This is a genomic window from Corallococcus sp. BB11-1 (assembly GCF_026626625.1).
In the GTDB taxonomy this organism is placed as follows: Bacteria; Myxococcota; Myxococcia; order Myxococcales; family Myxococcaceae; genus Corallococcus; species Corallococcus soli.
Genome location: NZ_JAPNJY010000044.1, coordinates 133,133 through 153,506 on the forward strand (window position 1 = coordinate 133,133; position 20,374 = coordinate 153,506).

General features: G+C 72.5%; 6 protein-coding genes (1 of these 6 only partly in view). All 6 read left to right on the plus strand.

Annotated features, from left to right (window positions below; all coding sequences use genetic code 11):
- Positions 1-2,605, plus strand: partial view of a non-ribosomal peptide synthase/polyketide synthase gene (locus tag OV207_RS36820; protein WP_267559748.1) — the 3' end only. Its footprint begins 26,615 nt before the window's first position; 2,605 of the gene's 29,220 nt are visible here — the last part of the coding sequence; the start codon falls outside the window, past its left edge; it ends in the stop codon at positions 2,603-2,605.
- Between the two features lie 127 nt (positions 2,606-2,732).
- Positions 2,733-5,354, plus strand: a complete 2,622-nt coding sequence (locus OV207_RS36825) for a MupA/Atu3671 family FMN-dependent luciferase-like monooxygenase (RefSeq protein ID WP_267559749.1) — start codon at positions 2,733-2,735, stop codon at positions 5,352-5,354.
- A gap of 255 nt (positions 5,355-5,609) precedes the next feature.
- Positions 5,610-9,143 carry a condensation domain-containing protein gene (locus OV207_RS36830; protein WP_267559750.1) on the plus strand — a complete coding sequence of 1,178 codons (3,534 nt, stop codon included), beginning with the start codon at positions 5,610-5,612 and terminating at the stop codon, positions 9,141-9,143.
- Positions 9,140-10,219 (plus strand): TauD/TfdA family dioxygenase, encoded by a 1,080-nt coding sequence (locus OV207_RS36835; RefSeq protein ID WP_267559751.1) that lies wholly within the window; start codon positions 9,140-9,142, stop codon positions 10,217-10,219. The genes OV207_RS36830 and OV207_RS36835 overlap by 4 nt, the downstream gene beginning before the upstream one ends.
- A 55-nt stretch (positions 10,220-10,274) precedes the next feature.
- A complete protein-coding gene (locus OV207_RS36840; protein WP_267559752.1) occupies positions 10,275-13,511 on the plus strand; it encodes a non-ribosomal peptide synthetase in 3,237 nt (1,078 codons plus the stop codon).
- Positions 13,508-20,365, plus strand: coding sequence for an SDR family NAD(P)-dependent oxidoreductase (locus OV207_RS36845; protein ID WP_267559753.1), 6,858 nt, complete (start codon positions 13,508-13,510; stop codon positions 20,363-20,365). Before OV207_RS36840 ends, OV207_RS36845 begins: the two co-directional genes overlap by 4 nt.
- The last annotated feature ends 9 nt before the right edge of the window (positions 20,366-20,374 follow it).

Genomic DNA, 20,374 nt, shown 5'->3' on the forward strand with positions numbered 1-20,374 from the left:
GCACACGCTGCTCCACGCCTGGAACGAAACCCGCGAGGAGCTTCCGCAAGACGTCACCTTCCCCGTCGCCTTCGAGCAGCAGGTCGTCCGCACGCCGGATGCGCCTGCGGTGTCCTTCGAGGACACCGTGCTCTCGTTCGCGCAGCTCAACGCCCAGGCCAACCAGCTCGCCCGACACCTGCGCACGCTGGGCGTGGGCCCCGAGGTCCGCGTCGTCCTCTGCTTCGAGCGCTCCGTGGACATGCTCATCGCCCTGCTGGCTGTCTTCAAAGCCGGCGGAGCCTACGTCCCCCTGGACCCGACCTGGCCCGATCAGCGCCGCGCGTTCGCGCTCCAGGACTGCGCCGCGACGGTCGTCCTCACGCAGCAACACCTCGCCACGTCCTGGCTGCCGGAGGGCGTGTCCGTGGTGCATGTGGATGCGAAGGACGCACCCTGGGCCACCCTACCCCAACACGACCTGGAGCCGAGCGCGACGCCGGAGAACCTCGCATACGTCATCTACACGTCCGGCTCCACGGGCACGCCCAAGGGCGCGATGATCCGGTACGGCGCGATGCTCAACCTGCAACGGGCCCTGCGGCGCACCGTCTACCAGGGGGTGCCCACCGGCATGCGGCTGAGCGTCAACGCACCGCTGACCTTCGACGCCTCCGTGCAGCAGTTGATCCACCTCATCGACGGCCACTGCCTGTGCATCGTCCCGGAGGCCACGCGGCAGGACGCGGAAGCCCTGGTGGCATGGCAGCGGAAGTACCGGGTCGAGGCCATGGACAGCACGCCGTCCCTGCTGCGGCTGCTGCTCCAGGCGGGCCTGCTGGAAGGCGCGGGCGCGCCCACCCTGCTGGCCCCTGGAGGCGAGGCCATCGACGAGGCCACCTGGAACGTGCTGGCCGCGTCCGAAACCACGCGCACCTTCAACTGCTACGGCCCCACCGAGTGCACCGTCGAAACCACCGTCTGCGAAATCCGCCCGGGGACGAAGCCCTCGCTGGGAGGCCCGCTGCCCAACACGCGCACCTACGTGCTGGACGCGAACCTGCACCCCGTCCCGGTGGGTGTGGCCGGAGAGCTCTTCATCGCGGGCGCGGGCCTGGCGCGAGGCTACCTGGGCCGCCCGCACCTCACCGCCGAGCGCTTCGTCCCGAACCCCTTCGGCACCGAGCCCGGCGAGCGCATGTACCGCACGGGCGACAAGGCCCGATGGACGCAGGACGGCACCCTGGAGTACCTGGGCCGCATCGACTTCCAGGTGAAGCTGCGCGGCTTCCGCATCGAGCTGGGTGAAATCGAGGTCGCCCTCCAAAGCCATCCCGACATCCAGGACGCCACCGTCCTGGTCCGCGAGGACGTCCCGGGCGATCAACGCCTCGTCGCCTACGTGGTGTCGGACGCGGCGCCGGAGCCGAACGCCCTGCGCGCGTTCCTCAAGCAGCGGCTGCCCGACTACATGGTGCCCTTCGTCTACGTCCCGCTGGCCGCCCTCCCCCTCGCCACCAGCGGCAAGGTGGATCGCAAGGCGCTCCCGGCTCCCGAGGCGGCCCTCTTCGCCGGCAACTACGAAGCGCCCCGCAGTCACCTGGAGCAGGAGCTGGCCTCCATCTGGGAGGACCTGCTCGGCATCAAGCCCATCGGGATCAAGAGCCACTTCTTCGAACTGGGTGGCCACTCGCTCCTCGCGGTGCGCCTCATGTCCGTCATCCGTGAGCGCCTGAAGCGGCAGCTGCCCCTGGCCGCGCTGTTCCAGGCGCCCACGGTGGAGCAGCTGGCGGAGCTGCTGCATCAGGTGCCCGCGCCCTTCTCACCGCTCGTGCCCATCCGGCGCGAGGGCACGCGCCGGCCGTTCTTCTGCGTCCACCCCGTGGGCGGCAACGTCCTGAGCTACGCGGAGCTGGCGCGGGCCCTGGGACCGGATCAGCCCTTCTATGGCCTCCAGTCGCAGGGGCTGGATGGGGCCCAGCGGCCGTTGGAGCGCATCGAGGAGATGGCCGCGAGCTACCTCGACGCCATCCGCGCCGTCCAACCCCAGGGCCCCTACCGCCTGGGAGGCTGGTCCATGGGAGCGCTGGTGGCCTACGAGATGGCGCGCCAGCTCCAGGCGCTCGGGGAGACCACCGAGGTCCTGGCCCTCATCGATCCCAGCCCGGTCCAGGCGAGGTCGGAGGCACCGGACGCGGAGGATCCGCGAGAGCTCGCCCTGCGCTTCGCCAGCGACTACGCCGGGCTCGTGAACCGCGAGGCCTGGACCCTGGACCTCACCAAGCCCGAATCCGGCGTGGAGTCCGTCCTCGAAGGGCTGCGCGCCGCGGGCCAGTCCGCCGGACTGCTGGCCCCGGAGACGGGAGCGGATCAGATGCGCACGCTCTTCGACGTCTTCACGAGCAACCTTCGGGCGATGCGCCACTACGAGCCCGGGCCGTTCGAAGGGCCGCTCTTCGTGCTGCGCGCGAGCGAGCGCCCCGCATCGGATCCGCTGGATCGCGGCTGGACGGCCCAGGTCCCGCACGCCCAGGTCCAGGAGGTCCAGGGCGATCACTACAGCCTGCTGCGGGCGGAGCACGTCCAGCACGTCGCCGCGCACCTGGGCCGGCTGCTGGGGCCATGAAACAATGTGTGACACGGCCCCTCGGGTCATTCCCGGGAGGGCGGTGTCCATAATAACTTCGCCCCCTCGCAAGCACACCGTGTCCGGTGTCTCAGGCTGACCGGACCGCCGAGGAGTCGAGCGCACCATGAAGAACGTCGAGGACGTCTACCGGCTCACCCCCGCCCAGCGGGGGCTGCTGATGCCATCGTCGCCCCCGGCGGAAGCGCCCATCGAACACCTGGTCGCGGCGACCCGGGGCGTCCTGGATGAAGCGGCGCTGGAGGAAGCCCTGCGGGAGCTGGTGCGCCGCCACACCGCGCTGCGCACCGCGTTCTTCCTCCAGGGGATGCCTGAGCCCATGCAGGTGGTCCGCGAGAAGCTCTCCCCGTCGCTGGAACGGGCAGAGGCCCCCCAGGGCCTGGAGTCCTGGCTGGAGGCGGATCGCAAGCGGGGCATGGGCCTGACGGCCGCGCCGCTGGTGCGGCTGTCCGTCGTGCGCACCTCCGCGGAGTCCTCCTTCCTCGTCTTCGCCTGGCACGCGGCGGCCCTGGACGCGGGCGCCGCGCGGCTCTGCCTGGAAGAGCTGCTGCGCCTGTATCAGGCCGGCCGTGAGAAGACCGACGCCGCGCTGGAGAAGGCGCGGCCGTTCCGCGAGTACCTCGCGTGGATGGAAGCCCAGGGCCTGACGGACGCGGAGCACCACCTGCGCGAGGCGCTGAAGGATCCGCGCCCCACCCTGCTGCCCACGCGCTCCGACACCAACGCCGCGCCCGGTGTCACGGGCTTGCAACAACTGCTGCTGCCCGCGACGGAGTCCGGCAACGTCCAGGCCTTCCTGCGCAAGCACAAGCTGGGGCTGGGCACGCTGCTCCAGGCCGCGTGGGCGCTGATGCTGCGCCACCACACCGACAGCGCGGAGGTCGTGTTCGGCGCCCAGGTCCCCGGCCGCACCGCCGCGCTCGTCCAGGGCCGGCCGCTCGTGGGCCGCTTCGCGCACCTGCTGCCGCGCCGGTTCGCCATCCCCGCCCAGGGCACGCCCCTGCGCTGGCTGCGCGCCCTCCAGGCCGAGCTGTCCGAGGCCCAGCGCCACGAGCACGTCTCCCAGGCCCAGGTCCGCCAGTGGCTGAAGCTGCCGGAGGACGCCGCCCTCTTCCAGAGCGCCGTCCTCGCCTGGGAGCCGCCCGACGAGGACACGCTGAAGCCCCTGGCCCGCGCTCAGGGCCTGGGTGCCTTCCGCCACGTCGCCGCCCCTCCGCCCTGCCCGCTGACGGTGGAGGCCGTGGCCGGAGAGCGGCTGGCGCTGCGGCTGCACCATGACGCGAACGCCTTCGCGCCCCTGGACGTCATCCGCCTGGTGGGCCAGCTCGCGGCGCTGCTGGACGTGCTCGTCACGCAACCGGACCGCGAGCTGTCCTCACTGGGCGAGGTGCTGGACGCCAACGGCGGCACCGCGCGCCGCACCGCCACCGCCACCGCCAGCGCATCCGTGGGGCCGGAGGAGCTGCGCGCCCTGCTGGCCTGGCACCCGGAGGTGCGCGAGGTGGACGTGCGCGTCGAGGACTCCCAGCTCGTCGCCTACGTGGTGCCCACCCGCCGCCGCTCGCGCAAGCTGGACTTCGGCCTGTTCTTCTTCGCGGACGAGGACGCCGGCACCACCGACAAGTACCGCCTGCTGCTGGAGGCGGCGAAGTTCGGGGACGCGCACGGCTTCTCGTCCGTCTCCACGCCGGAGCGCCACTTCCACGAGCACGGCGGCATCTACCCCAACCCGTCGCTGCTCGCCGCGGGCATCGCCACGATGACGAAGCACATCGGCCTGCGCGCGGGCAGCGTGGTGCTGCCGCTGCAGAGCCCCTTCCGCGTCGCGGAGGAGTGGTCCATCGTCGACAACCTCTCCGGAGGCCGCGCCGGCATCTCCATCGCCTCCGGCTGGGTGCCCAACGATTTCGCCCTGTACCCGGAGCACTTCGCCCGCAAGCGCGACGTCATGTGGGAGAACCTGGAGAAGGTCGAGCGGCTGTGGCGCGGCGAGTCCGTGACGGCCCGCGACGGCGTGGGCAAGGAGGTGGAGCTGAAGATCTTCCCCCGCCCCCTCCAGCCCCGGCTGCCCACCTGGGTGACGTGCGCCACGGATCCCGCCCTCTTCGAGCGCACCGGCGCCGGCGGCTACAACGTCCTCACGTCCCTGCTGGGCCAGCCCCTGGAAGAGGCCCTGGAGAAGCTCGGCCTCTACCACGCGGCGGCGGACAAGGCCGGCCACGCGCGTGACGCGCGCACCGCCACGCTGATGATGCACACCTTCGTCGGGCAGGACGTGGACGACGTGCTGGACACCGTGCGCGGCCCGCTCACCGCGTACCTGCGCGCGCACGTGGCGCTGATGCAGACGATGGTGAAGAGCCTGGACCTCCAGGTGGACATCAATGAACCCAAGTGGGCGGACTATCTGGCCTCGTACGCCTTCGAGCGCTACTACCGCTCCGGGGCGCTCATCGGCACCGTGACGTCCTGCCTCCCCATGGTGGACAAGCTGCTCGACGGGGACGTGGATGAGGTCGCGTGTCTCATCGACTTCGGCGTCGGCACGGACGCGGTCCTCCAGAGCCTCACGCACCTGGCGGAACTCAAGCGCCTGGTCCAGGACGAGTCCCTGCGCATGGAGCGCGTGCTCACCGAGTACCTGGCGGAGCGGCTTCCGCACACCCGCCCCGACGTCACGGTGAAGCTCAGCGACACGCTGTCCGCGGATCATCCAGGCCCTGCCTGATAACGCCCGCGCGGAAGGCCTTGTCAGAGGCCTGATGTATCAAGGCGCTCCCCCCGGAATGGCCCCGCTTCCATGGACAGTTTGTAACGTGCTGTGTTAACTGTACTCTACGACTTCCGCGAATAATTCCGCCCACGCTGCATGAGCCACGCCGCACTCCCAGGAACGTTCTCCGGGAGCGTATCGAGGCTCGACTCATCTCGTCCGGCCCAACGAATGCGCTCGCCAGGGTTGTTATTGGAAGTGTCAACGCTGGTGGAGTTGTCTCGTCGCAGGGCGGAGGAGCGTCCGGACCAGCTCGCCTACACCTTCCTCGTGGATGGCGACGCGGAGGAGGCGCACCTCACCTACGGAGACCTGGATCGACGGGCGCGAGCCATCGGCGCGGCGCTCCAGGCGCGCGGTGCGCAGGGTGAGCGGGTGCTGCTGCTCTACCCTCCGGGTCTTGAGTACGTGGCCGCCTTCGTGGGTTGTCTCTATGCCGGCGCGGTGGCGGTGCCGGCCTACCCGCCGGATCCGATGCGGCTGGCGCGCACGCTGCCCCGGCTGGAGGCGGTGATCCAGGACGCGCGGGCGCGCTTCGCGCTCACCACGGGCTTCATCCAGGGCTTCATGGAGTCCATGGGCGAGCAGTCCGCCGCGCTCTCCGGCCTGTCGTGGCTCGCCACCGACGGGGTGGAGGATGGCGAGGCGAGTGGCTGGAAGGATCCGGGCACGGCGCGCGAGGCGCTGGCCTTCCTCCAGTACACCTCCGGCTCCACCGGCACGCCCAAGGGCGTGATGCTCAGCCACGGCAACCTGCTGGCGAACTCGCTGGCGATCCACCAGTGCTTCGAGCACTCGGATGACAGCCGCGGCGTCATCTGGCTGCCGCCGTACCACGACATGGGCCTCATCGGCGGCGTGCTCCAGCCGCTGTGCGGGGGCTTCCCGGTGGTGCTGCTGTCGCCGCTGGACTTCCTCAAGCGGCCGGCGCGCTGGCTGGAGGCCGTGTCGCGCTACCGCGCGACGACGAGCGGCGGGCCCAACTTCGCCTTCGACCTGTGCGTGCGCAAGACGACGCCCGAGCAGCGCGCGGCCCTGGACCTGAGCGCGTGGGACGTGGCCTTCAACGGCGCGGAGCCGGTGCGCGCGGAGACGCTGGAGCGCTTCACGCGCGCGTTCGCGGATTCGGGCTTCCGCAAGGAGGCCTTCTATCCGTGCTACGGCCTCGCGGAGACCACGCTCATCGCGTCGGGCGGGCTCAAGGCCGCGCCCCCGGTGGAGCGCGTGTACCGGCAGGAGGCCCTCCAGCAGGGCCGCGCGGAAGCCCCGGCCGCCTCCGACGCGGTGGACGCGAAGGACCTGCGCACGCTGGTGGGCAGCGGCGCGAGCATCCCCGGGCAGGAGCTGCTCATCGTGGATCCCGAGTCCCACCAGCCCGTGCCCGAGGGCCGGCTGGGGGAGATCTGGCTGCGCGGCCCGAGCGTGGCGGGCAGCTACTGGGAGCGGCCCGAGGAGAGCGAGGCCACCTTCCGGGCCCGCCGCGCGGACACCGGGGAAGGTCCCTACCTGCGCACCGGCGACCTGGGCTTCGTGTCCGGCCGGGAGCTGTTCGTCGCGGGCCGCATCAAGGACCTGATCATCCTGCGCGGGCGCAACCACTACCCGCAGGACCTGGAGCTGACGGCGGAGTCCAGCCACCCGGCGATGCGCCCGGGGTGCTCCGCCGCGTTCTCCGTGGACCGGGGCGGCGAGGAGCGGCTCGTGGTGGTGCAGGAGGTGGACCGCAAGGTGCTGGGCGAGCCCTCCGTCGCCATCGACGCCCTCCGGCGCGCCATCGCGCAGGCGCACGAAGTGGCCGTGGACACCGTGGTGCTCATCCCCGCGGGCGGACTGCCCAAGACGTCCAGCGGCAAGGTGCAGCGGCGCGCGTGCCGCACGCAGTACCTGGCGAACGAGCTGGAGATCCTCGCCCAGGAGGCCCTCTCCGAGGCCGCCGCCGACGCCGCGAGCGCCCCCGACGCCGTGACGCCGGAAGCGCCTCGGCTGACGCGCGACGGCCTGCGGGCCGCGTCCGAGCCAGAGCGGGCGGAGCTGCTGGGCGCGTATCTGCGGGGGCACCTGTCACGGGCCCTGGCCGTGCCGCTGTCGGCCCTGGAGCCGACCCGGCCCCTCACCGCGCTGGGCCTGGACTCCATCCACGCCGTCGAGCTGAAGGCGGCGCTGGAGGAGGAGCTGGAGATCCACCTGCCGGTGGCGCTGCTCCTGGAGGGCGTGCACCTGGAGGCGCTCGTCGCGAGGGCGCTCGCGGAGCTGCGCCACCCCAGCGCCGCGCCGCCTCCGCTGGTGGCGGGAGCTCGTGGGGACTCGCCGCTGTCTCCGGGACAGGAGCGGCTGCTGTTCCTGGATCAACTCGCGGCGGGCAGCGCGGCCTACAACATCCCGGCGGCGGTGGAGCTGGAGGGCCACCTGGACGTGGGCGTGCTGACCCGCAGCCTGGAGGCCATCGTCCACCGGCATGAGGCGCTGCGCACGCGCTTCCCCCGTGCCCAGGGCCGCCGCGTACAGGACATCCTCACCCCGTCGGCCGTTCCGGCGGGCGGGCCGCTGGCGCGCCCGGGCGCGGTGGTGGACCTGAGCGGAACGCCGGAGGCGGCGCAGGCCGCCGAGACGGAGCGCCTCACCGCCGAGGAGGCGCGCGGGCCCTTCGACCTGGAGCGCGAGCTGCCGGTGCGCGCGAAGCTGTTGAAGCTCTCCGACACGCGGCACCGCCTGCTGCTCACGCTGCACCATGTCGTATCGGACGGCTGGAGCATGGGCGTGGTGGTGCGGGAGCTGGGCGCGCTCTACGCGGCCTTCGCGCAGGGCCGTCCGTCGCCGCTGCCGGAGCTGCCCGTGCAGTACGCCGACCATGCCGCGTGGCTGCGCCGCCGGCTGGACGGGGGGCTGCTGGACGAAGAGGTGTCCTGGTGGAAGGAGCGCCTGTCGGGGGCCCCGCCGCTCCTGGAGCTGCCCCTGGACCGCCCCCGCCCGGAGCGCCAGCACTTCGAGGGATCCCGGCAGCCCGTGGCGCTCTCCGCCGCGCTCAGCGAAGGGCTGCGGCAGCTGGGCCGGGCTGAAGGCACCACGCCCTTCATGTCGCTGCTGGCGGGCTTCCTGGTGGTGCTGCACTCGCGCACCGGACGCACGGACCTGGTGGTGGGCACGGACGTGGCCAGCCGCGAGCATGCGCGCACGCAGAACCTCATTGGCCTGTTCGTCAACCAGCTGGTGCTGCGCGTGGGCCTGGAGGGCAACCCCACCTTCCGGCAGGTGCTCGGGCGCGTGCGCGAGGTGGCCCTGGGCGGTCAGGCGCACCCGCACGTCCCCTTCGACAAGCTGGTGGAGGCGCTGCGCCCGCCGCGCGATGCCCGCTACAACCCGCTGTTCCAGGTGATGTTCGTCCTGGAGAACGCGCCGCTGCCCGCGCTGCGACTGCCAGGGCTGAAGCTGCACCAGTTGGAGATCGACGACGGCGGCTCGCCCTTCGACCTGTCGGTGCTGCTGGCCGAGTCCGAGGGCCGCTTCCAGGGCGTGCTGCGCTTCGCCACCGCCCTGTTCGACGCGGCGACCATCGCCCGGCTGGCCGGGGACTACGAAGCGACGCTGGCGGCGGCGATCGCGCGGCCGGACGCGACGTTGGAGGAGCTGCACGGGGTGCTGGTGGAGCGTGAGCGCCAGCGGCAGCAGGAGCGGGCGCAGGCGCTCCAGTCCTCGCGCAAGGAACTGTTCCGCGGCGTGCGCCGTCGCGGTGGGAGCGAATCATGACGACGGATGGCCAGCCGAAGCGCGCACTCCCGAAGCTGCGCCGGCGCGAGGTGGACGGCTCCGGCCAGGACTGGGTGCGCTTCGAGGAGCTGCGGCCCGGACTGCACCTGCCCGTGGTGGCCCGCCCCTCGCTGCCGGGCATCGAGCTGGCCGAGTGGGGCCGCACGCACCGCGCGCTCGTGGACGCGCGGATCCACAAGCACGGCGCCGTGCTCTTCCGGGGCTTCGACGTGGCGACGCCCGAGGCCATGGACCGGGCCATCCAGGCCCTGGCGGACGAGGCGCTGGCCTACGAGGAGCGCTCGTCGCCGCGCTCGCAGGTGAGCGGCAACATCTACACGTCCACGGACCACCCGCCGTCCGAGCGGATCTTCCTGCACAACGAGCAGTCCTACAACCAGACCTTCCCGGCGCGCCTCTTCTTCGCCTGCGTGTTGCCGTCGCAACAGGGTGGCGAGACGCCGCTGGCGGACACGCGGCGCATCTTCCAGCGCCTGCCGGCCCAGGTGCGCGCACGGTTCCTGGAGCAGGGCTACACGTACGTCCGCAACTTCGGCCACCACCTGGGGCTGAGCTGGCAGACGGCGTTCCAGACGGAGGACCGCGCGGAGGTGGAGGCGTACTGCCAGCGCAGCGGCATCCAGGTGGAGTGGCGCGACGGCAACCGCCTGCGCACGCGGCAGGTGCGGCGCGCGGCGGGGCTGCACCCCGTCACCGGCGAGCCCGTCTGGTTCAACCACGCCACGTTCTTCCACGTCTCCACGCTGCCGGAGCCGGTGGCCTCCGCGCTGCTGGCGGACCTGGGCGAAGAGGAGCTGCCGAACCAGACGTACTACGGCGACGGCGGCCCCATCGAGCCGGAGGTGATGCGGGCGCTGCGCGCCGCCTACGAGGCCGAACAGGTGATGTTCCCGTGGGAGCGCGGAGATCTGCTCGTCATCGACAACCTGCTCGCGGCCCACGCGCGCTCGTCCTTCGTGGGGCCCCGGCGCGTGCTGGCCGGCATGGCCCGTCCGTTCCCGTGGAGCGAGGTCGCCCCCGTGGCGGCCGCGCCCCCTGGTTCCCCTCCAGGCTGAACGCCTGACTCCGAGGGCCTCGCGCCCTCCCTGTCCCCTTCCAGGAGCCTTCAGCGTGACGCAGCCAACCGGATTCCGGCTCTCCCCCCAGCAGGCAAGACTCTGGACCCTCCTGACCGCCGCTCCGGGGGCGTCTTCGCGTGCCCGGGCCGTGTTCGCCCTGGAGGGGACGCTCGACGTGGCGCGATTGGAGCGCGCGGTGCGCGGGTTGGTCTCCGAGCACGAGGTGCTGCGCACCACCTACCGTCACCTCGCGGGAACGAGCGCCGCGGTGCAGGTGCCCGGAGAGGTCCCGGCCACCGTCCTGGAGGTGCTCGACTGGAGCGCACTTCCCGAAGCCGAGCAGGCCGCGCGGCTGGAGGCGCCAGGCGCTGAGTCGGCGGCGGCTGCTTCGCTGGACGTGCTGAAGCCGTGGCGGCTCGCGGTGCTGGGCCAGGACCGGCACGCGCTGATCGTGGAGGTGCCCGCGCTCTCCGCGGATCGCCAGACGTTCGCAGTGCTCGCGCGCGAGCTGGGGCGTGCGTTGACGGCCCCGGCGGCGGCGGACGAAGAGCCGCCTCCGCAGTACGCGGACGTGGCGGAGGTCTTCCACCAGATCCTCGAATCCGACGACAGCGCGGACGGACGGCGCTTCTGGAAGGACCGCGACCTGACGGGCGCCATCGGCGCTTCCCTGCCCACGCGCCGCACGGGCACGGACGCGCTCGGCCTGCGCATCGGTCGTCAGTCCCGCGCGCTGTCCCCCGACACGGCCACGGCCCTGGAGGCACTGGCCCTCCGGCTGGGCGTCCCGCTGGCGGACGTCGTGCTCGCGGGCTGGTCCCGACTGCTGGCGCGCATGGCCGGCGGCGATGATGCGTGCGTCTCCGTGCGCGTTGAAGGCCGTGGCTACGAGGGCCTGGACGCGGCGCTCGGCCTCTTCGAGCGCTGGCTGCCCGTGCGCGCATCGCACGGCGCGAGCTTCGAAGCGCTCGTGCGCGACGTGGCGCGAAGCGTTCGTGAGACGGCCGCGTGGCAGGACGACTTCGACGCATCGAGCGCCCTGCCCGGCACCAGCGGCGCCCCGCCCCTCCGCTCCTTCGCCTTCGAGGACGTCGCGTGGCCGGAGCCCGTGCGCGCGGGGGGGCTGACGCTGTCCCTCACCCACCTGGAGGCTCACGCGGAGCGCGCCGAGCTGACCCTGGCCCTGGTGCGCGGCCAGGGGCCGCTGTCGCTGGAGCTGCACCACGACGAAGCCGCGTACACCTCCGAGGAGGCCACCCGGTTGCTGGAGCGCCTGGAGACCCTGCTCGCCTCGGCGGTGGCCACGCCCGAACGCGCGCTGGAGTCCCTGTCCTGGGTGGGCCCTGGGGAGCTCCTCCGGCTGACGGACTTCAACCGCACCGCCCGGGACCACGACACGCAGGACACGCTGCCCGCGCGCTTCGACGCCGTGGCCCGCACCCGTCCGGACGCCGTGGCGGTCGCCTTCGAGGACGAACAGCTCACCTTCGCCACGCTGGACGAACGGGCCAACCGGATCGCGTCACACCTGCGCTCGCGGGGCGTCGGGACCGAGACGCGCGTGGCGGTGTGCCTGGAGCGGTCCGTGGAGCAGCTCGTGGTGCTGCTCGGCGTCCTCAAGGCCGGGGGCACCTTCGTGCCGCTGGATCCGACCTACCCGCGTGAGCGACTGGCCTACGTCATCCAGCAGTCCGGCGCGCCACTCGTCGTCACCCGCTCCCACCTGCGCGCGTCCCTGCCGGACGGTGCCCATGCCTTCGTCTGCCTGGACCAGGAGACCGAAGCCCTGGCCGCCGCGTCTCCCCAGGCGCCTGACGTGACGCTCTCCCCGGAGAACGCCGCCTACGTCATCTTCACGTCCGGCTCCACGGGCCGCCCCAAGGGCGTGATGATCCCGCACCGCTCGGCGCTCAACCTGGCCGCCACGCTGCGCGACGTCGTCTACCAGGGGCGCGGCCCCGGCCTGCGGGTGAGCGTCAACGCGCCGCTCGTGTTCGACGCCTCCGTGAAGCAGTGGCTCCAGTTGCTCAACGGCCACTCGCTGCACATCGTCCCGGAAGAGGTGCGGCCGGACGCGGTGCGCATGCGCGCGTGGGTCCAGCGCCACGCCGTGGACGTCGTGGACTGCACGCCGTCGCTGCTGGGACCGCTGCTGGCGCAGGGCCTGGGACGCGACGCGGACTTCTCCCCGGCCCTGGTGCTGGTGGGCGGAGAGGCCATCGACGCTCGCACCTGGGCGGACCTCGCGCCGCTCACGCGCACGCGCTTCGTCAACATGTACGGCCCCACCGAATGCACGGTGAACGCCACGGCGTGCCCCATCGCGGACTCGGCGCAGCCGAGCATTGGCGGGCCGCTGGGCAACGTGCGGGTGCACGTCCTGGACGCGGGCCTGCGGGAGCTTCCCCTGGGAGTACCCGGCGAGCTGTTCATCGGCGGCGCGGGCGTGGGCCGGGGCTATGAAGGCCGGCCGGACCTCACCGCCGAGCGCTTCGTGCCGGATCCGTTCAGCCCCGCGCCGGGTGCGCGCCTGTACCGCACGGGCGACGTGGGCCGCTACCGCGAGGATGGCCGCATCGACTTCCAGGGCCGCGCCGACTTCCAGGTGAAGGTGCGGGGCTACCGCATCGAGCCCGGGGAAATCGAAGCGCAGCTGCGCTCGCACCCGCAGGTGGGCGAGGCGGTCGTCGTCGTGCGCGGCACGAAGGAGGACGCGCGGCTGGTGGCCTACTTCGTGCCCCGCGGTGGAGTGCCCGCGGACGGCGAGCTGGCCATGGCCAACCTGGCGCTGGAGCTGCGCGCCTTCCTGCGCGAACGGGTGCCGGAGTTCATGCTCCCCACCTTCTTCATGGCGCTGCCCCGGCTGCCGCTCAACCGCAACGGCAAGGTGGACCGGGGCGCGCTGCCGGAGCCGGTCGCGGCGCGCCCGGACGCGGCGTCCTACGAGGCGCCCGTCACGGAGCTGGAGCAGCGCATCGCAGCCATCTGGCAGGAGGCCCTCAAGGTGGACCGGGTGGGCCTGCACAGCAGCTTCTTCGATTTGGGGGGCCACTCGCTCCTCATGGTGCAGGTGCACGAGAAGCTGTCGGTGTTGATGGGCCGGCGCCTCTCCATGGTGGAGCTGTTCCAGCACCCCACCGTGGCGTCGTTGGCGAAGTACCTGGGACAGGCCCCGGAGAACGCGGCCCAGGAGTCCCGGCAGCAACAGGCGCGTGACGAGCGCGCGAAGAAACAACTCCAGGCGATGCAGCAACAGGCCCTCTTGATGAAGGCCAGGGGTAAGCGATGAGCAGCGACGTCGAACAGGACGCTCCTCGGATGGAAGGCGTGGCGATCGTGGGCATGGCGTGCCGGTTTCCCGGTGCCAGCACCCCGGATGCTTTCTGGAAGAACCTCCAGGAGGGCGTGGAGTCCATCACCTTCCTCAAGGACGAGGAGCTGGATCGCGCCGCCATCGACCCCGCGGAGCTGAAGGATCCGAAGTACGTCAAGGCGCGCGCCTTGCTGGACGGCATCGACCAGTTCGATGCGCGCTTCTTCGAATTGTCCCCGCGCGAGGCGGAGATCACCGACCCCCAGCAGCGCCTCTTCATGGAGTGCGCCTGGGAGGCCCTGGAGTCCGCGGGGCATGATCCGTCGCGCGCCAAGGGGCCCATCGGCATCTACGCGGGCGCGGGCGCCAACGGCTACCTGCTCTACAACCTGTCGTCGGCCGGCCACCTGACGGGGACGGTGAACGCGTTCCAGGCCGTCATCCACAACAAGAACGACCACCTGGCCACGCGCGTCGCCTACAAGCTGGACCTCAAGGGCCCGGCGGTGACGGTGCAGACCGCGTGCTCCACGTCGCTCGTGGCCGTGTACCACGCGTGCCAGAGCCTGCTGAGCTTCCAGTGCGACACGGCGCTGGCGGGCGGCGTCACCCTCACCGTCCCGCAGAAGACGGGCTACCTCTACACCGAGCGCGGCATCGGTTCCCCGGACGGGCACTGCCGCCCGTTCGACGCGAACGCGCAGGGCACGGTGGGCGGCAGCGGCGCGGGCGCGGTGGTGCTCAAGCGCCTGTCGGACGCCATCGCGGACGGCGACGTCATCCACGCGGTCATCCGCGGCGGCGCCCTCAACAACGACGGCACGGACAAGGTCGGCTACACCGCGCCCAGCGTGAACGGCCAGGCCGAGGTCATCGGCATGGCGCACGCGCTGTCCGGCGTGGACCCTGACACCATCACCTACGTCGAAGCGCACGGCACGGGCACGCCCATGGGCGACCCGATTGAAGTGAAGGCGCTGACGAAGGCGTTCCGGGGCGGCGGCGCCACGCGCAACGGCTACTGCGGCCTGGGCTCCGTGAAGAGCAACGTGGGCCACCTGGACACGGCCGCCGGCATCGCGGGCCTCATCAAGACGACGCTGACGCTGAAGCACCGACAGCTGCCGCCCAGCCTCGGCTTCGAGAAGCCCAACCCCGAGATCGACTTCGCGAGCAGCCCCTTCTACGTCAACGCGAAGCTCCAGGACTGGAACGCCCCGGCCCCGCGCCGCGCGGGCGTGAGCGCCTTCGGCCTGGGCGGCACCAACGCGCACGTCGTCCTGGAGGAGGCGCCGGAGCGCGCGCCGTCCGGGCCCTCGCGCGAGCACCAGCTGCTGGTGGTGTCCGCACGCTCGGACGCGGCGCTGGAGACGGCGACGACGCGGCTGGCGGAGCACCTGAAGGCGCACCCGGACCTGAACCTGGCGGACGTGGCCTTCACGCTCCAGATGGGCCGCAAGGCCTTCGAGCACCGCCGCTTCGTCGTGGTGCGCACCGTGGAGGAGGCCGCGCAGGCGCTGGCGACGCTGTCCCCGGATCGCGTCATCACCCGCACCCAGGAGCGCGTCACCCGGCCGGTGATGTTCATGTTCCCCGGCCAGGGCTCGCAGCACCCGGGCATGGCCGCGTCCCTGTACCGGAACGAGGCCGTCTTCCGTGAGGAGGCGGACCGCTGCCTGGAGCTGCTGTCGAAGCGCCACGGGCTGGACCTGAAGCCGCTGGTGTTCGGCGCCGACACGCAGGACGCGCAGGCCGCCGCGAAGCTGGAGCAGACGGCCGTCACCCAGCCGGCCCTCTTCGTCGTGGAGTACGCACTGGCGAAGCTGCTGCTGTCGTGGGGCCTGGAGCCGGCGGCGATGATCGGCCACAGCGTGGGCGAGTACGTCGCGGCCTGCCTGGCCGGCGTCTTCACGCTGGAGGACGCGCTGGGGCTGGTGGCCACCCGGGGCCGGCTGATGCAGTCCTGCCCGCCGGGCGCCATGCTGTCCGTGCAGCTCGCGGAGGCGGACGTGCGCCCGCTGTTGAGCGAGGGCCTGGAGGTCGCCGCCGCCAACGCGCCGGGCTCCTGCGTCGTCGCGGGTCCCCCCGCGGCCATCGAGGCGCTGGAGAAGCGGCTCGCGGCCAAGGACGTGCTGGCGCGCCGGCTGCGCACGTCGCACGCGTTCCACTCCGCGATGATGGACCCCATCGTCGGCGCCTTCCGGGACGCGGTGGCGAAGGCGAAGCCCTCCGCGCCGAAGCTGCGCTTCATCTCCAACGTGACGGGGACGTGGATCACCGCCGAGCAGGCGACGTCGCCCGACTACTGGGCGAAGCACCTGCGCCAGCCGGTGCGCTTCGCGGACGGCCTGGATGAGCTGCTGAAGGAGTCCGAAGCGGTGCTGCTGGAAGTGGGTCCGGGCAAGGCGCTCCAGTCGCTGGCGCGCTGGCACCCGCGCAAGAAGCCCACCCAGTCCATGCACACCACGCTGCCCTCCGTGGGCGAAGCCACGCCGGAGGCGGAGTACCTGCTGCGCACGCTCGGCCACCTGTGGCTGCTGGGCGTGGACGCGCCGGGCTACTTCGACGGCGAGACGCGCCGCCGCGAGCCGCTGCCCACCTACCCCTTCGAGCGTCAGCGCTACTGGGTGGACCTGCGCTCCTCCACCAGCGCCCAGGCGAAGCGCGGCGGTTCGCTGGAGAAGCGTCAGGACGTGGCGGGCTGGTTCTGGCTGCCGGTGTGGAAGGAGTCCGCGCCGAAGGTGGCCGCTGTCGGAGCCGCCGACGCGAAGGCGGCGCCGTGGCTGCTCCTGCAGGACAAGGCGGGCCTGGGCGCGAAGCTGGCCACGCGACTGCGCCAGCAGGGCCACGCGCTGGTGGAGGTCAGCCAGGGCCGTGAGTTCCGCCGCACGGGCGCGGACGCGTACGAGCTGAACCCCAGCCGCCGCGAGGACTACGCGGCGCTGCTGTCGGAGCTGGCGGCGGACGGACGGCTGCCGGAGCGAATCGTCCACCTCACCGGCATCACCGCCGAGGGCTCGGGCGCGGCGACGGAGGACGTCGTCGAGCGCTCCTTCTTCAGCCCCCTGCACCTGGCGCAGGCCCTGGGCGCGCACACGACGGGCAAGCCGGTGCGCCTGACGCTGGTGTCCAACGGCATGCAGGAGGTCACGGGCGGGGACCTGGTGTCGCCGGAGCAGGCCGTGGCGCTGGGCCCCACCAACGTCATTCCGCGCGAGCTGCCCCACGTGCACTGCCGCAGCGTGGACGTCACCCTGCCCGCGCCCACCAGCTTCCAGGCCGGACGGCTGGTGGAGCTGCTGGCGGCGGAGCTGGCGGCGGACGCGGAGGAGCCCGTGGTGGCCTTCCGCGGTGGCCGCCGCTGGGTGCGCGACTTCGAGGAGGTGCGCCTGGAGGAAGGCCCCGAATCGGCGGTGCCGCTGCGTGAAGGCGGCGTGTACCTCATCACCGGCGGCCTGGGCGGCATCGGCCTGTCGTTCGCGGAGGCGCTGGCGGAGAAGTGCCGCGCGCGGCTGGTGCTCGTCGGGCGCGCGGTGGTGCCTCCGCGCGAGGAGTGGGCGAAGCACCTGGAGGCCTCCGCTGACGAGGCCACGCGCCGCCGCATCCAGGCCGTGCAGCGCCTGGAGGAGAAGGGCGCGCAGGTGCTGGCGCTCAGCGCGGACGTGACGGACCTGGAGCGCATGCGGGCCGTGGTGGCCACCGCGCGCGAACGCTTCGGCGCGCTCCATGGCGTCATCCACGCGGCCGGTGTGCCGGGCGGCGGCCTGCTCCAGTTGAAGACGCGCGAGGCGGCGACGGCGGTGCTCGCGCCCAAGGTGACGGGCACGCGCGTGCTCGGGGCGGTGCTGGAGGGCGAGCGGCTGGACTTCTTCGCGGCCTGCTCGTCGCTCACCACGGTGGTGGGCCGCTTCGGTCAGGTGGACTACACGGCGGCCAACGCGTACCTGGACGCCTTCACCCGCGCGTTCCAGGCCCGCACGGGCACCTACGCGGTGTCCATCAACTGGGGCGCGTGGGACGAGGTCGGCATGGCCGCGCGCCCGGCGACGCAGACGGGCGAGGGCCGGGCGATTCCGCACCCGTTCGTCCACCGCTGCCTCGTGGACACGCCGCAGCGCAAGGTCTTCTCCGGCACCTTCGGCGAGCCGCGCTCGCAGTGGGTGACGGACGAGCACCGCATCCTCGGCAACCCCACGGTGCCGGGCGTGACGTACTTCGAGATGGTGCGCGCCGCGGTGGCGGACGAGGCCAGGGGCCGCACCATCGAGCTGCTGGACAACTACTTCCTCGCGCCGCTGCGCGTGCCGGAGAACGAGACGCGCGAGGTGCGCCTCACCCTGGAGAAGGACGGGGACGGCTACCGCTGGGGCGTGAAGAGCCTGCCGCCGGGCGGAGTGGGCAAGGGCACGGACCACTCGGCGGGCCGGGTGCGCTTCGGCGGACCCCGCGTGGCGCGCGTGGAGGACCTGGAGGCCATCCGCAAGCGCTGCGACAAGCCGCGCCCGCAGTCGCTGGAGGCCGAGTACGAGCAGGAGCTGGGGCCGCGCTGGCGCAGCGTCCAGGCCATCCTCCCGGGCGACAACGAGCTGCTGATGGTGCTGGAGCTGATGCCGGAGTTCACCGGCGACTTCGAGCAGCTCCTCTTCCACCCGTCGCTCATCGACCGCACGTCGGGCATCGCCAAGAGCTTCCTGGCGGAGCACGGCTACTACCTGCCCTTCGGCTACAAGGTGCTGCGCCTGCACGGCGAGCTGCCGCGCCGCGTGTACAGCCACGCGCGCTTCCGGGCCAACGAGTCGTCCAACGGCGATGAGACGCTCGCCTTCGACCTCACGATGATGGACGAGCAGGGCCGCGTCCTGGTGGAGGTGGAGCGGCTGACGCAGAAGCGCGTCAACGACCCCGCCGCCGAGCTGCGCGCCCTGGCCGCCGCCGCCCGCGAGTCCGCGCTGGCGAAGGTGCTCCCCACCGAGGAGCGCCAGGAGATCTCCCCGCGTGAGGGCGTGGTGGCGCTGGAGCGCATCCTGGCGTCCGCGCTGGCGTCCCAGGTGGTGGTGTCCGTGCGCGACCTGCACGCGACCATCGCCCACACGGACGAGGTCGTCCGTGAGCGGGTGCTCCAGGCGGTGGGCGACACGCGCGCCCCCGGCGAGCAGCAGGCCCGTCCCAAGCTGAAGACGGAGTACGTGGCGCCGCGCAACGACATCGAGCAGCGCATCGCGGAGGCCTGGCAGACGGTGCTCGGCATCGACCGTGTCGGCGTGAACGACAACTTCTTCGAGCTGGGCGGCGACTCCGTGCAGGCCATCCAGATCATCGCGCGCGGCAGCCAGTCCGGCTTGCAGCTCAGCCCGCAGCAGTTCTTCCAGTACTCCACCATCGCGGAGCTGGCGGCGATGATCGCCGGCATCGTGGCGAAGCAGGCCGAACAGGGCCCGGTGGTGGGCCCTGCCCCGCTCACGCCCGAGCAGCGCCGGCTGCTGGAGTCCGCGCAGGGAGCGTCCACCCGGGTGGCCCGGGTGGCGGTGCGCGGTCCGGCGGACGCGGCCGTGCTGTCCCAAGCCCTGAGCACCGTGCTGTCGCACCACGACGCGCTGCGCCTGCGCTTCACGCGGGGCGTGTCCGGCTGGCAGCAGGCGGGCACCGCTCCGGGCGCGGAGGTGTCGTTCGCGGAGGTGGACCTGCGCGCCCTGCCGGCCGCCGAGCACGAGGCGGCGCTGCACGGCGAGGAGGAGAAGCTCCGCGCGAAGCTGGACGCCAGTGCGGGGCCGCTCGTGTCGGCCGCGTGGGTGCGGCTGGAGGGCGGCGCGGGTAGCCAGTTGCTGTTCGCCGCGCACGGGCTCGTGGTGGACGGGGCCTCGTGGCGACTGCTGGTGGAGGACCTGTCCGCGGCCGTGCGCCATGCGCGCGGCGGGCCGGCCCTGCGCGCGAAGACGGCGTCCTTCAAGCGCTGGGCGGAGCGGCTGGCGGAAGAAGCCGCCTCGGATTCGCTGCGCAAGGAGGAGTCGGTGTGGACGGGCGCCGCGACGGAAGGCGCCACGAAGCTGCCGGTGGAGCGCGCGGGGAGCCCGTCGGGGGCGGCGCGGGTCGTGGAGGTGTCGCTGTCGGAGGACGAGACGCGGCGGCTCCATGAGAAGCTGTCCGGCACGTGGCGCGCGGACGTGGCGGAGGGCGCGCTGGCGGCGCTGGGACAGGCGCTGGCGACCTGGACTGGCGGCGGACGGCTGCGGGTGGACGTCGTGACGGACGGACGCGACGCGTTCGACGGCCAGGACTTCTCCCGCACGGTGGGCTGCTTCGACGTCACCTGGCCGCTGCTGCTGGAGCTGGAGCGCGGCCAGGGGGCCGGTGACGCGCTCAAGGCCGCGAAGGAGCGCATGCGCCGCGTGCCGCGCCGGGGCATCGGCTTCGGGCTGCTGCGCGACGGGCCTCACGGCGAGCTGGCCGAGCGCCTGCGCCGCCTGCCCCGGGCGGAGCTGATCGTGCGGCACCTGGGCACGGTGGATCCGGCGGAGGACGCGGCGCCCTTCGGCGCGGCCCTGACGCCCGGGGCCCACCGTGTGACGGGGGGGTACGCGCTGGCGGTGGAGACGTTCCTGTCCGGCGGGTGCCTGCACGTGCGCTGCGCCTACGACGACGGGACGTACACGCAGGGAACGGCGTCGAAGCTCGCCGGAGACGTCCTCGCGGCGCTGCGCACGTTGGGCAGCGAGGCGCAGGACACGAAGGCGGCGCTGTCATCCGTGGATTTCCCCCTCGCGGGCCTGGATGACTCGCAGCTGGGGGCGCTCGCGGCGCTCATCAACGATGCAGACGGGTCGGAGGGCTAGGGCTACACC

What these genes read in the sequence shown, in the direction of transcription:
- OV207_RS36825 (WP_267559749.1), top strand. Translation starts at nt 2,733, where the DNA reads ATGAAGAACGTCGAGGACGTCTACCGGCTCACCCCCGCCCAGCGGGGG.
- OV207_RS36845 (WP_267559753.1), top strand. Translation starts at nt 13,508, where the DNA reads ATGAGCAGCGACGTCGAACAGGACGCTCCTCGGATGGAAGGCGTGGCG.
- OV207_RS36835 (WP_267559751.1), top strand. Translation starts at nt 9,140, where the DNA reads ATGACGACGGATGGCCAGCCGAAGCGCGCACTCCCGAAGCTGCGCCGG.